Below are 14585 nucleotides of genomic sequence, written 5' to 3' on the forward strand. Positions count from 1 at the left end.
GTCTCAAGGAACGTGCGCTATGAGCTCTGATTTCTCCCGTCGCAGGCTGCTCGAAGCCATGGGTGCGGCAGCCGTCCTGGCATCGACGTCGCCTGCGCGCTCACAGCCGACTCAACCGACCTTCTCCCGGATGCCGTCCGAGGGCAAGGACACGCCCAAGATCTGCCTGGGAGCATGGGGACGGATCGATGACGCCGGGATGCGCGCGTTCAACCAGATTGGCGTCGACTACGTCCTGACCGGTGGGCCGAGGAACACTCCGTGGGAAGAGGCGGAGCTCCGCGCCCGGATCGAGCGCTTCAAGGCGGCGGGCCTGACGCTGTGCAACATGATGATCTCCGGGTTCAACGACGTGATCTGGGGCAAGCCAGGCGCGGACCAGCAGATCGAGGCTGTGATCGCCTCCATTCGTGCAGCGGGAGCCGCCGGCTTACCGGTCATCGAGTACAACTTCTACGCCCATCGCCTCACGGAGGGCTACAAAGAGGAGCTCGGCCGCGGCGGTGCCGGCTACACCGCGTACGACTATGAACAATCGAAGGCCCTGCCGCCACGCGAGGATGTAGGAACGCACACCCGCGCCGAGCAACTGAAGCGTGCCGAACAGTTCCTGAAGGCCATCGTGCCGGAAGCGGAAAAGGCCAACGTCCGCTTGGCTCTGCACCCCAACGATCCGCCGGTGCCCCTCAGCCGCGGCTCCGAACAGATCATGGCCACCTTCGAGCACTGGAAAGAGTACCTGGATCTCGTGAAGAGCCCGTACAACGGTATGACGTTCGACTGCGGCGGCGTGACGCGGGAGCTGGGCGAGGATCCGGTGGCCGTCTGTCGCTACTTGGGTGAAAGGGACTGCATCAACCACGTTCACTTTCGCAACGTCGTGGTCAGGACACCGTATGTCGACTACACGGAGGTGTTCCCAGACGAGGGCCAGGTGGACATGTTCGGGGTGATGAGAGAGCTCGTTCGGCAGAAGTATCCGCGCGCTATCTACCCCGAGCACCCGCGTGCGATCGACCTGGACCGGGATCGCGGCAAGATCGAGAATCAATATCCCGGCGGCGGCGGCTTCGCGGGTGAGATCTACAACGTCGCCTATACCAGGGCCATGCTACAGGCGGCTCTCAGCGGAGCCGAAGCACCAATGTGACGGATGTCGGCTATTAGGTGCGCGCGTATTCCGGCTCGGACACTACCAGCGGCTCCACGCGACGGATGGTCGCCAAGATCAGGAAAAACGCCGCGACGTGAAACGTGCTGACCAGCCCAAAGACCGTCGCGTACCCAAATCCGTTGTCCAGCAGGTACCCAACCACCAAGTTGAAGACGACCCCGCCAAGCGCGCCGCCGAGGCCCACCAGCCCCGCTACGGATCCCACCACACTTCGCGGAAAGATGTCCGCCGGCACGATCATGACCAGGGTCGACCATGATTGCTGGCCGAAGAAGGCGATGCTGAAGAGGACAATCGCCCATTCCACCGGCACCTGCGGCACGAAGACGATCAGCGGCATCACGGCCGCGCTCGCGCCCAACGCCACCTTGCGAGACACGTTCAACGACTTGCCGCGGCCCAGCAGCCAGCCGGAGAACCAGCCGCCGGCGATACAGCCAACGCCGGCCGCCGCGTACGGGATCCACGCGTAGGTCCCCACCTGTGACGTGTCGAAACCGCGCACGTCGTACAGATACTTGGGCAACCAGAAGAGATAGAAGTACCAAGCCGCATCGCTGAGAAACTTTGCGAGCACGAGTCCCCACACCTGGACGAACGAGAACAGACGAAACCAGGAGATCGGGGCCGCCGTGGCGCTCGCGTCCGCGAACACTTCCTCGATTTCGCTGCGCTCGCTGGTGCTCAAGCGGGCATGCACGGCAGCCGGAAAATAGTCGCGCAGCCACCAGACGGTCCAGATGAGACCCACCACGCCAACGGCGAGGAACACCCAGCGCCAGCCAGCGCCGGCAATGATGGCCGCGATCGCCGGCGGGGCGATCACCGCCCCAACCGCCGTGCCGGCGTTGATGATCCCCATGGCCAGGGACCGCTCGCGCGCGGGAAACCACTCGGCGACCGCCTTGGTCGCGGCGGGAAATCCGCCGCCTTCGCCCACGCCGAGCAGGAATCGAAAGGTGGCCAGCGTGGCGAAACTGGTGGCCAGGCCGTGAGCCGCGCACGCCAACGACCAGAAGACCATGATGAGCGCGAATCCCCGCCGGGTGCCCAGCAGATCGAGCAAGCGGCCCCCGCCGGCGTACATCGCCGCATACGCGATCAAGAATGCCGCCTGCAGCTGCGAGAACTGGGTATTGGAGATCGGGATGTCGCGCTGAATCGCCGCAATCGCCACCGGGACCGTCTGACGATCCAAATAGCTGATCGCGATAGCCGCGCTGATCAGGAACGCAATTTGCCACCGTAGTCGCATGGCGATCTTTTCTCAGCGCTTCCGCGCTCGCAGCCGGGTCGGCTGCATCGCGAGCTCTGAGATCCGGTTCTGAAGATGCAGGCTTTGCTGCCGTTCGTTGACACGGGCAAGCAGAATGTTGACGTCGGCCAGGTGCTCGGCCGTGCGCTTGCGGGCTTCCTCCGGATTGCCTTGGGCAATCGCGGCGTAGATGCGCTGGTGGAACTGCAACGTGTGATCAACCGATACCAGGTGTGAGGTCATCTCGATGAGGCTCTGGAGCGACCGATGGACGACCGTGAACAGCATGCTGCACACGCGGCTCCCCGCGGCCTCGAAGATGATCTTGTGGAACTCCAGATCGTGCTGCGTGATCAGGACGTGATGCCCTTCGCTCGCCTTCATCGCCTCCATTTCGTGGCGCAACGCGGCGTGATCCTTGGCCGTCGCGTGAATCGCCGCGCGCGCGGCGAGCTGAGGCTCCACGATAATGCGTGCCTCCATGAGCTCCTGGAACGAGATCCCGTTCAGCAGGATGAGGAACTCCAGCGGCTCGCCGAGCACGGAGCTGGCCCCACTGGTGAGATACGTTCCGTCGCCCACGCGCTGCGAAATCACGCCAATGATCTCCAGCACCTTCAGTGCCTGGCGCAGCGATGAGCGACTGACCTGGAATTGCTCCGCCAGCTCGCGCTCCGCCGGCAGCCGGGCGCCAGAGCGAAGCGTGCCCTCCGAGATGAGCCGCTTGAACGTCGTGAGTACCCGTACCGTGACGTCTTCCTTGGAGACCGATGCTGGCCGTCCGTGTGGCATTGGCGACGTTCATCCTCATACACGCGCACGTGCACTGATAGCGTCATTGGCCGCGCGGTCTGACCGTGGCGGTCCGCCGAAGCTTCATGCGAAGGCGGAAGACCGCGCGCTACAGACTCTCGGAGACGAGCCCTTACCGCCGAAGAGAGGCGCTCGTTGTCCGTGCGCCCGCTGTCCAGTGGCCAGGCGCTGTCACCTCGAACTGGCCCTTCAGGCGGATCTCCTCCGAGGAGCTGCCCACCATCACATCGAAGACGCCAGGCTCGACGATCCAGGCTTTCTTGCCCATGTCCCAGAACGCCAGCTGTTCGGAGGGCACCGAGAAGCTGACCGTCTTCGTTTCTCCCGGCTTCAGCGTGATGCGCTCGAACGCTACCAACTGCCTGCTCGGCCGCTTGACGCTCGCCTCGACGTCGTGGACGTACAACTGCACGACCTCATCACCCGCACGCTGTCCGCTGTTCTGGACGTCGACACGGACGTCCAACGGTCCGTCGGGCACGTCATTGGATATGTTCAGGTTCGTGTAGTCGAAGGTCGTGTAGCTGAGCCCGTGTCCGAACACGTACTCGGGCTCACCCTCGAAATACATGTACGTGAAGCCCTTGGTGATATCGTACTCCATCATCGGCGGTATATCCCGCACCGACCGGTACACCGTATAGGGCAGCCTGCCGGCCGGGTTGTAGTCGCCGAACAGGACGTCAGCGATCGCCGTGCCGCCTTCCTCGCCCGCCCAGAACATATCGAGAACCGCCGGCGCTTCGGGCGGTTGCTGGCTGGGGCCTCCGCGGCCGCTGGCGAGTGAGACTGGCCCACCATTCTGGAGCACGATCACGCTTCTCGGATTGACCTCCAGAACGCGTCGCACGAGCTCGAGCTGCACGGGCGGCACATTCAGGTAGTTGCGGTCGATGCCTTCTCGTTCCAGCAACTCGTTGATCCCCACGAACAGGATCGCCACATCCGCCTTCTGCGCAGCGGCGACTGCTTCGGCATAGCTGGCTTCCGGATCGTCGGTCTCGAGAATCCCGCTGCCGCGTGCATACAGCACCTGGGTGCTCGCCCCCACTTTCTTCTTGATGCCGTCGAGCGGCTTGACGAAGACGGAGTACTCCCCCGTGTAGTTCGGCCCCGTCTGAGCGACATCCGCAAAGGGACCAATCACGGCAATGGTCTCGAGGCGGCTCCTGTCGAGCGGCAGGACATTGTCCTCGTTGGTGAGCAGCACAATCGATTCCTGTGCCAGGCGCAGCGCGAGCTGCCGGTGGGCCGGCGAATCGATGACGTCCGGCGTGAGCTTGGTGTAGGGCACCATCTCCGGCGGGTCGAACTCACCCAACCGAAACCGCACCTTCAGCACGCGTCGCAGCGCCTGGTCGATATGCTCCTCCGTCAGCAGTCCCTGCTCGACCGCTTTCGGCAAGACTTCGACATACGCCGAATTGTCGAGATCGCTGCCCACGAGTTGTGGATAGCCCTGCCCTCGTCGGCAATGGCGGCAGCCACCTCGTGCACCAATGCCGGATTCCATGTCGCCGCCATACTGATCGGCACCGGAAACATCGTCGTGGGCTGCGTCCACACGATCCCGTGGAGGCTCTGGTTCCAGCCGTTCATCACCGGAATTCGCAGCCGCTCGATCGCGGGCGCGGTCGTGCCCAGCAACGAGACCTTTTCCGGCAGGGTCATGCGCGCGATCAGGTCGTCGACGCGCCTGTCAAGTGGTTGTGACGGGTCGAGGTACATGAGTGGTGCGGAGGCGTCAACGGAACTGGCCTGTTGAGCGCTCACCAACCACGGCACCGCAGCAACCAGCACGAGAATCGGCAACATCAACTTCTTCATGGTGTCCGCTCCTGGCGTCGCGAGAAGCTTCCGCTAAAAGATGTATTTCAAGGCGAACTGGATCTGTCTCGCCTCGTTCGACGTGCTGGTCACCCGCCCGCCAGCCGCTGTGTCGACCTGCGTGTTCGGCGCGGCGAAATAGGGTGAGTTGAGGAGGTTGAACGCCTCCGCCCGGAGCTCGAGCGTCGAGCCGGCAGTCACGGCGAACTGTTTGAACAGCGAGGCATCCACGTTCCACTGGTGCTCGGCCCTGAGGATCCTCCTGCCGGAATCGCCGAACGTGAACTCATCGGGTACAGCGAAGGCGCTCTTGTCGAACCAGGCGTCCAACGTTGGATTGTCAGCTTTGCCCGCACCAATCCGGTTGGGCCGCTGGCCGCCAACGCCGATATTGGCGACGTCGCGCGATATCGTGGGTGTGAACGGGAGGCCGCTGCGGTAGTTGACGATGCTCTGCAACTGCCACCCGCCGACGAGGGCGTGGGCGAGGCCCCCTGCGTCCCCGAGCAGCGGCTTACCCCTTCCGAACGGCAACTCGTAGCCGAAGCTCAACGCAAGGCTATGGGGAACATCGAAGACCGACGGTCCCCGATCGTAGGTGAAGTTCCCACCCGCTTCTGGCGCGGGCTGCCTCGTCAAGCTCTTCGAGAACGTGTACGACACGAGATACCAGAGGCCCGCAGACGCTCTCCGCTGGAGCTTGGCTTGCAGAGCGTGATAATCGCTCGACAGGGCCTGACTGTGAACGCTCACGTTGCCGAAGCGCGGATACGGTCTGCGATCCTGAACGCTCCCTGGCCCAGCCTCCGGAATGTTGATCGGCTCGGCCTGCTGCTGGTGCGAGCCCTTGGTGCCGACGTAGTTCAGCTCCAACATCGTGCCGCCGACGAGCTCCTGCTGAATCCCAAGGTTCCAGCGCTGGTCATAGCCCATGCTCGCGTTCAACGGGAGCGGGTTCCAGTTCACGGTTCCCACCGAGGCGCCGAAGGGCGCGCCGAGATAGAAGTCTTCCAACGTTCGTGTGGGCACGACGTTCTGGGTGGCTGAGACGCTCTCGCTCAGACTGAACGGAATGAAGTGGAAGTTCAGGCGCCCGCTCGTCCCTTCCGACTCGTAGAAGACGCCGTAGCCGCCACGAACGACCGTGCGGTCGCCGTACGGCCGCCACGCAAACCCAAAGCGGGGCGCAAACTGCCGCTTGTCGGTTGCGGTGAGGTTGAGCGGCACGCCTGCCTGACTGCTGGTCTGGATCAGGTCCCCGAACAAGGCGGAGCCGACGTCTGCGAGAGGCTGGGCATCGAGATCGATCTGGTCGGTCTTGCTGGAGACGATGATCGGTCTGTCCCGGCTGGGATCGAATGCCGCCGCCTGGTTCCGGTACCCGGTGAGCCAGGGCGTGAACTCGTATCGCAAGCCAAGATTCAGCGTCAGCGTATTGGTGACCTTCAGGTCATCCTGGACGAACACATGCCAATAGGTTCCGGACCCGCCCCACCAGGTGGCTGGATTCGAGCGCGTGGAGTTGGCCGGATAGCCGAGCATCCAGTCGGCGAACCCGTCGCCGGTGCCAGAAGCAGAAGAGGGATTCTGCGTCATCACGCCGGTGAAGTCGAAGACGCCGTTGTGGCTCCGCGCGTCGGTGAACAGGATGTTCCGGCGATAGATGCGCCCGCCGAACTTGAGAATGTGCTTGCCCATGATCCACGTGAGGTTGTCGGTGATCTCGTACTCGCCCCGGTCCTGCCATTTCGGCCGCCCGTCGCCCGCGTTTCCCGAGAAGCCCTCGTAGCCTGAGAACGAGAAGGCCGGCAAGCTGGCAATGTTCGGGTCCTGAATGCCTTCCAGGCCGGTGACGCCGGCCTGCTGCAGCAGTCGCGTGCCCTCGCCTTGGAAGTACGCCGTGGACCGATACTCGCCGTACATGCGGCTGATCCGAAGCTCGTGAATCATCCGGGAGCCGAGATTCGACGTCATCGCAACCGCGAGGTTCCAGGCCGGGCCCTCCAGGCGGGTGGACCCGAGTGCCGGGAACGCGCTGGGCGTCTCCTCGGCCGTCTGGTGGCGGCTGAACCGCGCAAACAGCTTGTTGTTGGTCGTGATCTGCTGATCCAATCGAATCGTCACCTGGTTCGCGTCGAACTCGGTGGTCGGCGTGGACACGAACGTCCCGTCTGGCGAGTTCGGCAGGGGGATGTACTGGTTGAAGTACTGCGCCTGAGGCGAGAGCCGATCTTGCGGGATGACGTTCCCCGGGAACTGACCCCGCACCGCGCCGCTGCTGGAGGGACCCGGCACAGTGGTCAGCGGATCGTAGATCGGCGCAAGGCCACTGAAGTCCCCCATTCGCTGCGCCGCCGTGGGGACGATGCTGACGTCCACGTTGCCTTTCTTCTGTCGCTGCCCCTCATAGCTGACGAAGAAGAACGTTCTGTTCCTGCCGTTGTAGACGCCTGGAATCCAGAGGGGACCGCCAAGCGTGCCGCCGAATTGGTTGCGCTCCAACGGCTCCTTCGTCTGCGCGAAGAAGTTCCGCGCATCGAATGCGTCGTTGCGGACGAACTCGAACAGGCTGCCGTGAAACGCGTTCGTGCCAGACTTCGTCGTGGCGTTGAACGTCCCGCCGGCGCCGTGAAACTCGGCTGAGTAGGCATTCTGCTGAATGCTGAATTCCTGCAGGGCGTCGATCGACGTTTGGATCCAGGTACCGCCTTGGTGTTCCTCGGTGATGTCGACGCCGTCGAGGAGGAACCTCGTCTGCCAGCCGCTCACGCCCCCGATGACGTTGCCGTTCACCGCTTCCGGCCGCACCGTCTGCACGTTGCCGGTCGGCGCGAGCAGTGTCGCCCCTGGGGTGAGCCGTGCCAGCTCGTGGAAGCCCCTGCCATTCAATGGCAAATCCACGATTTGCTCGTTGGAGATGACCTGGCTCAGCGAGGCGGACTCGGTGTTGAGCAAGGGAACATCAGCGGTGACCTGCACCTCGGTGGATATCGTGCCGAGGTCGAGCGCCAGATCCACGCGAGCCGACTGACCGACCGTCAAAACGATGCCGTCCCGGACGGTCTTTTGAAAGCCCTCGAGCACCGCGCTCACACGGTAGGTCCCAGGGTCGAGCGGCGTGACGACGTAGTTGCCCTGAGAATCGGTGACCACCGTCCTGGAGAGGTTCGTGGCGAGATTCGTCACGGTGACGGTAGCCCCGGGAATGCCAGCCACCTGGGCATCAGAGACACTTCCCAGGATGCGCCCGGACTGGAGCTGCGCAACGAGTGGGGTGCCGCCGGCCCAGAGCCAGACAACGAGTAGTAGCGGAAGGGCGTGGCACCGCTTCCGAGCTCCGGCGTGCATGGTCGTTCCTTCCTGGGCCGACATCCGCGATGCCGGTCCCGCAGGGGTGGACTGCTGCCATGGCGCTGGCCTTGCGGCGAACACCGAGCAGTCCAGAGGGAGTGTTGAAGGCGTAATGATACGACCAATAGAAGGCGGGTGTCAACGGGAAATGACCGCAGCAATCCAGTGCCTATTCATAGGCCATTTTGCTCTACTCTGCCAGTCGTTCCGCGACGGATGCCCCGTGAGTGGCGGCCTCAAAGCCCCGAAAAACACTTCCAATGATCCCTTACTTGGTTCTACCATTACGACGATCAAACGGGACGGACCGGAAGGCAGCCAGATGAAGATTACAGAGATGCGCACCAGGGTAGTTGAATGGCGCGGGGAGCACGTCTCTCCTCAGCCGCATTTCTGCACCAATCCCATGGACCTCCTCAACCTCGATGGGGATTCGATGGCCGGCTTCCGCTTCCACGGCTGGCTCATCGTCGAGATCTTCTCGGACGATGGTCACGTCGGCATTGGCAATGCGGCACTCGCGCCACGTGTCACGAAGCAGGTCATCGACCTCTATCTCGAGCCGCTCTTGATCGGGCAGGACCCATTCGACACCGAGCTCTTGTGGCAGCGCATGTATCGCCACACGATGGCGTTCGGTCGAAAGGGCATCGGCATGGCGGCGATCAGCGCCGTCGATATCGCCATCTGGGATTTGCTGGGGAAGGCGCTCGGGCAGCCGGTGTTTCGCCTCCTGGGAGGTCGAACCAAGAAGCGCATTCCGGTGTACGCCAGCCGCTTGTACAGCCAGCCGCTGGAACAGCTCGCGGCTGAAGCCGAGGGTTACAAGCGGGATGGCTACAGAGCGATGAAGCTCCGCTTCGGCTGGGGACCGGTGGACGGAGCCGCCGGGATGCAGAAGAACGTGGAGCTGGTGCGCACCGTACGAGACGTGATCGGCTACGACATCGACTTGATGGCGGACGCCTACATGGGCTGGACGCTCGACTATGCCTGCCGCATGCTGCCACGGCTCGAGCCCTATCAGCTACGGTGGCTGGAAGAGCCGGTCATTCCGGACGACATTGCCGGCTACGCCGCGCTGAAGGCGCTCGGCACGGTGCCCATCGCTGGCGGTGAGCACGAGTTCACGCTGTACGGCTTCCGCCAGCTCCTGGATGCGCACGCGGTTGATTACATTCAGTTCGATACCAACCGGGTAGGCGGCATCAGCCAGGCGCGGAAGATTGCCGCGCTCGCGGAGGCCTACGCTGTGCCGGTCATCCCCCACGCCGGCCAGATGCACAATTTTCACGTGGTGATGGCCAGCTTGAACGCTCCCATGGCGGAGTTCTTTCCGGTCGTGAACGTCGAGGTGGGCAACGAGCTCTTTTGGTACATCTTCAAAGGTGAGCCGACACCGGTGAACGGCTTCATCGATCTCGACGACACCGTACCCGGCTTCGGCGTGACGATTCAGGAAGCGGCCCTCGACCGATTCGAGGTCATGGAGTAAGCAGAAGTGCGCGAGGCCTGTTCGCCCGCCGTCCGTTCACCAGGCGTCGTCACCTCGAACCGGCCTTTCAGGCGGATGTCCTCCGACGAGCTGCCCACCAGCACCTCGAACGCTCCCGGCTCCACGACCCACGCTTGCTTCGGTGTGTCCCAGAACGCCAGATGTTCGGCTGACACGGTGAAGCTGACGGTCTTCTTCTCGCCAGGTTGCAGCGCGAGTCGCTCGAACGCCACGAGCTGCTTGGTCGGACGTTTCACGCCGGCCTCGACGTCGTGCACATAGAGCTGAACGACCTCGTCACCGGCGCGCTGGCCGCTATTCTGCACATCCACCTGAAGCTGCACTCGTCCGTCGCCCGGAATCCGCGTGGAGCCTAAGCTCAAGTTCGTATAGTCGAACGTGGTATAGCTGAGCCCGTGGCCGAACGCATGCTCCGGCTGGCCATCGTAGTACAAATAGGTGAATCCCTTGGTGACGTCGTACTCATCCATAGGAGGCAGCTGTTCGAAGGTGTCCCCCGAGCCCGAATTGGAGGCGGCCCTGTTGTCGTACACCGTATATGGCAGTCTGCCACCCGGGTTGTAGTCGCCGAACAACACCTCGGCAATCGCGGTGCCTCCTTCCTCACCCGCCCAGAACATGTCGAGCACTGCCGGCGCCGCGAGTGGCTCATCATCGCCTCCGCCACCGACGAGTGACACCGGGCCGCCGTTGAGCAGGACGATCACCGTCCTGGGGTTGGCATCCAAGACCCTTCGCGCGAGATCCATCTGTACCGGTGGCAGGCCCAGAAACGAGCGGTCGAGCCCTTCCCGCTCCAGCATTTCGTTGGTGCCGACGAAGAGAATGGCGACGTCCGCCTTCTTCGCCACGGCCACGGCCTCGGCCGCATTCGCCTCCGCATCTTCCGATTCCACGATGCCACTGCCGCGTGCATAGAGCACCCGAGCGCTCGTCTCCACCGCCTGCCGAATGCCGTCGAGTGGCTTGACGAACGTCGAGTACAGCCCCGTATAGTTCGGTCCCGTCTGGGCGAAATCGGCAAAGGGGCCAATCACCGCGATGGTCTCGAGGCTGTTCCTGTCCAGCGGCAGGAAGTGGTCCTCGTTGGTCAACAGCACGATCGATTCCCGGGCCGCGCGCAGCGCGAGCTGCCGGTGCGCTGGGGAATCGATCACGTCCGGAGAAATCTTGGTGTAAGGCACCATCTCGGGCGGATCGAGCTCCCCCAACCGGAGCCTGACCTTCAGAACCCTGCGCAAAGCCCGGTCTATGTCCTTCTCGGTCAGGAACCCTTGCTCGACGGCTTTCGGCAGCACGATCGCGTAGTCGCGATTGTCGAGGTCGCTACCCGCGAGAATCGTCTTCGCGGCGGCTTCCTCGATCGTCGTGTACTTCCTGTGCCCGGTCACCAGGCGGGGCACGGCGCCGCTATCGGGCACCACGAACCCATCGAACTTCCACTCGCCGCGGAGGACGTCGGTCAGGAGCCACTTGTGCTCGGCGCCCGGCACATCGTTGATCGCGTTGTAGGACGACATGATTGATTGTGCCTTCCCCTCCACGATCCCCGCCCTGAAATGAGGGAGGAAGTACTCTCTCAGCATGCGCTCGCTCACGTCGACGTCGAGCTTGATTCGATCGCGCTCCTGATTGTTGACCGCGTAGTGCTTGAGCGTCGACGCCAGCTTCAGGTACTTCGGGTGGTCCCCCTGCATGCCCTTCACGTACGCGACAGTCATCCGTGACACCAGGAACGGGTCTTCGCCGAACGCCTCCCAGATCCTGCCCCAGCGCGGGTCGCGGCTGATGTTGATCACCGGCGAGCGATAGACCAGGCCGTTGTGCCGTACGCGCTCCCCGCTCGCCGTCGTTGTCACGAGCTGCCCGCGCGGGTCTGGCTCCGTCGTGCCACTGACGGTGGGCCAGTAGTTGTGGACAGCCCTCCCCTCGTCGGCGATGGCGGCCGCCACCTCGTGCACCAACTGCGGATTCCAGGTCGCCGCCATGCCAATCGGCACCGGGAACATCGTCGTCGGCTTGGTCCAGACGATCCCGTGCAGGCTTTGGTTCCAGCCATTCATCACGGGAATCTTCAGGCGCTCGATGGCGGGGGCGGTCGTGCTCAGCAGCGACGTCTTCTCCTCCAGGGTCAAGCGCCGCATCAGGTCCTCGACTCGTTGGTCGATTGGCTGCGACGGGTCGAGGTAGATGGGCTGCTGACCGCTCACCACGAGCGGAGCGGTCACGATCACGATGAGAATCGCTGGCCAGAAGCGCTTCATGGCGTCGGCAGCCTTTCACCACTCGATGACCAAGAGGGAGACCGCACGGCGTGGCAGTGTGAAGCGGACCGTGGCGTGTGACCGTGCAATGTCGATCGTGGACGGCCCATCCATCAACGCGAGCTGGCTCGCCTTCTCGAGCGCGGCGTACTGCGCCTGGTCCGGTTTTGCCGGCGAGCCCATGCGCTGCCACGCCGTGTAGGCGTTGCTGTGCTCGGCGTCCACACGGAAGTGGCTGAGGCGCGCCGGCTGCTCCGTCTCGGGTAGGCCGTCCATCGTCAGCTCTACTTCCGTCGCTGGCCCCGGCACGTCATCGTCATGGTAGTGCCACGCGAGGATGGTGATTCGATCATCGTCGCGGCTCGCGAGCGCGGACACATCCGGCTGTCCACGGACCCCGTTCTCGATGATCTCGTCCAACGGTACGGCGGCATCGCTGGTCGCCGCCACGCGCCGGCGGCCCATCTGACTGAACATCCGAAAGACGTTCAGGACCGGCTTGTCGACGCCGTTTGTCGCCAGCGAGCGAAAGCCAGCGAAGTACGGCTGGTCCTCGAACTCGAAGGCCCACGTGAGGGCACCTTCGAAATTGACGTCGTAGCGGTCCGCGAGGTCGTGCTTCCGCGCAAAGCTTGCCGCCGTGTAGCTCGAGTACATCGTCGTGTTGCGGTACGCCAGCTGCTCCCCCTGGCACGCGGCACAGCCCTCGGGATCCGACTCGCCAATCACTATCGGTGTGGACTTCAACTCTGGATACGAGGCGATCAGGCGGAAGCCTTCGTCAATCGTGGCGAGCTGATTGGAAATCCCCATGCGGACGTGACCGTCCTCGAACGAGGGGCGTCCCTTGGCGTGGAACGACACGAAGTCGAGCGGCGTCCCCGTACGACCGGTGGCGTGATTCTTGCCGCGCAGGACGTGCTCGATGAAGCTGCGCATGAAGTCTCCGCCGTGGCCAGCCGTGTCAGGACCGCCAACCCGCGCCGTCGGGAGCGCCCGGCGCACTCCCGCGATGGCGTAGTCGTGCAGTTTGTGGAACTCCTCCGGCGTGCCGCGCCAGTAACCGATGTTCGCCTCGTTCCACGCCTGCCAGTACCACTGCTCCACTTCCTCGCGGCCGTACTTCTCGATGACATGCTTGGTCCAGGCGTACGCGAGATCTCCCCACTTCTCGTAGTCCTTGGGCGGATAGGCCCAACCGGTGTAGATCTCGTCGTACTTGGCCTTCGGTGTCCACTTGTGCTGGTACGGCTCCGGCTGGACCGACAGATCCTTTGGCATGAAGCCAATCTGGACGTAGGGCCTGACGCCCCCCTCCAGATACGCGTCGAAGATGCGGTCGAGGATCGTCCAGTCGTAGATGGGGTTGCCTTGCGCATCCTCACGATACGCGTTGGTCGATCCCCACTTCAGCGCCGGCGTGCCGTCGCCAGAGGTCAGTAGGTTGTGCGTCCGAAAGTAGACCTGCTGCGGTGACAGCCGTCCCAGCTCGGTGAGGAGCTTCTTACCGTTCTTCATGTAGGCGTAGTTGGGCTCGTCGGCACCAAAGAACCGCCAGATGCGGCGCAGGGCGCCCAGCTCCTTGCCGGCATCCACGTGGATCGCCACCGGAAACGTGTCGGATTGGGGCGCTTGGAGCGTCCCGGGAGCTGCGGTCAGTGCGCCAGCCAAGGCGAGGAAGCTGAAACCGGCCGCGAGCGCTAGACGTGCGACGGTGTGCGCCGCCACGCCGCGACGGGTCGCCGCGGTCATGGCGGGCTGGCGATGTCTCTCGAGCATCATGGGTGTCCTCGAGTGGGTCGTGGGCGGAACTGGAGACCGGTCTCCAAGATTCCGAGATATGTTGCGCGAGGCGGGAATGATACGACCAATGTGAGGTGAAGTCAAATGCAGGATTGGTCGATATCAGGCGATAATCAGTACGTTATCCCCCAGAACGCCCTTATGGTCTTACCAATATGTACTCCGCAGGCTGTTGCCTTCACCCTCAGTCGGGGGCAGATCCGTGGTCCAGGCTCTCGCTAGATCTGTATGGACATCGACAGCCCACGCTGGATAGCCGAGCGCTGCTCTCGCCCTTTGCTCGAGCGTGACGAAATCCGTGGCTGTGCTTTGCGACTCACATTCGCGTCATACCTACACGGTGGCCCCATCTCTGTATGCGGATGTGACGACACAACAAGCTCCACACTAGCACTGGTGAGGATCACCGATTCCCATTCCAAGCCGATTTTCCTGGCATTCTTTTGGTGCGCTCTGACCTGGTCCGGGTTTTGCCCTTGGAAGAGTCGACGCTGACTCGGCCACGCATGAGGCGGGCCGGAACGAGCCCTTCCGGGCACACAACCCCGAGCTCTCGCCCCGTCGAAAGGGGGGCGAGGGCTC

The 14585-nt window shown here is 63.4% G+C and carries 9 protein-coding genes; 2 read left to right on the plus strand and 7 right to left on the minus strand.

What is annotated here, in order from left to right; all coding sequences use genetic code 11:
- Nucleotides 1-58: 58 nt before the first annotated feature.
- Complete coding sequence (locus GEV06_18285) at nt 59-1150, plus strand: TIM barrel protein (GenBank protein MPZ19839.1); 1092 nt, start codon at nt 59-61, stop codon at nt 1148-1150.
- A 13-nt stretch (nt 1151-1163) separates the two neighbouring features.
- On the opposite strand, the gene GEV06_18290 is transcribed toward GEV06_18285, so the two are convergent.
- The 5 genes from GEV06_18290 to GEV06_18310 form a co-directional block, all read right to left on the minus strand.
- Nucleotides 1164-2429 (minus strand): MFS transporter, encoded by a 1266-nt coding sequence (locus GEV06_18290; protein MPZ19840.1) that lies wholly within the window; start codon nt 2427-2429, stop codon nt 1164-1166.
- A gap of 12 nt (nt 2430-2441) precedes the next feature.
- Nucleotides 2442-3221, minus strand: a complete 780-nt coding sequence (locus GEV06_18295; GenBank protein ID MPZ19841.1) for an FCD domain-containing protein — start codon at nt 3219-3221, stop codon at nt 2442-2444.
- A gap of 133 nt (nt 3222-3354) precedes the next feature.
- A complete protein-coding gene (locus GEV06_18300; GenBank protein ID MPZ19842.1) occupies nt 3355-4755 on the minus strand; it encodes a hypothetical protein in 1401 nt (466 codons plus the stop codon).
- Nucleotides 4617-5069: a hypothetical protein gene (locus GEV06_18305; GenBank protein ID MPZ19843.1), complete on the minus strand. Its 453-nt coding sequence runs from the start codon at nt 5067-5069 to the stop codon at nt 4617-4619. The genes GEV06_18300 and GEV06_18305 overlap by 139 nt, the downstream gene beginning before the upstream one ends.
- A 33-nt stretch (nt 5070-5102) precedes the next feature.
- Nucleotides 5103-8441 (minus strand): hypothetical protein, encoded by a 3339-nt coding sequence (locus GEV06_18310; protein ID MPZ19844.1) that lies wholly within the window; start codon nt 8439-8441, stop codon nt 5103-5105.
- Nucleotides 8442-8742: 301 nt separating this feature from the next.
- Between GEV06_18310 and GEV06_18315 the strand changes: the two genes are divergently transcribed.
- Entirely contained in the window at nt 8743-9915 is a 1173-nt protein-coding gene (locus GEV06_18315) for an L-rhamnonate dehydratase (GenBank protein MPZ19845.1), read from the plus strand.
- On the opposite strand, the gene GEV06_18320 is transcribed toward GEV06_18315, so the two are convergent.
- Together GEV06_18320 and GEV06_18325 are read right to left on the minus strand one after the other, a co-directional pair.
- Nucleotides 9876-12200 (minus strand): family 3 glycosyl hydrolase, encoded by a 2325-nt coding sequence (locus GEV06_18320; protein MPZ19846.1) that lies wholly within the window; start codon nt 12198-12200, stop codon nt 9876-9878. The two genes, GEV06_18315 and GEV06_18320, sit on opposite strands and share 40 nt — an antisense overlap.
- A 15-nt stretch (nt 12201-12215) precedes the next feature.
- Entirely contained in the window at nt 12216-13952 is a 1737-nt protein-coding gene (locus GEV06_18325) for a beta-xylosidase (protein ID MPZ19847.1), read from the minus strand.
- Between the last annotated feature and the right edge of the window lie 633 nt (nt 13953-14585).

The organism is Luteitalea sp. (genome assembly GCA_009377605.1).
GTDB lineage: Bacteria > Acidobacteriota > Vicinamibacteria > Vicinamibacterales > Vicinamibacteraceae > WHTT01.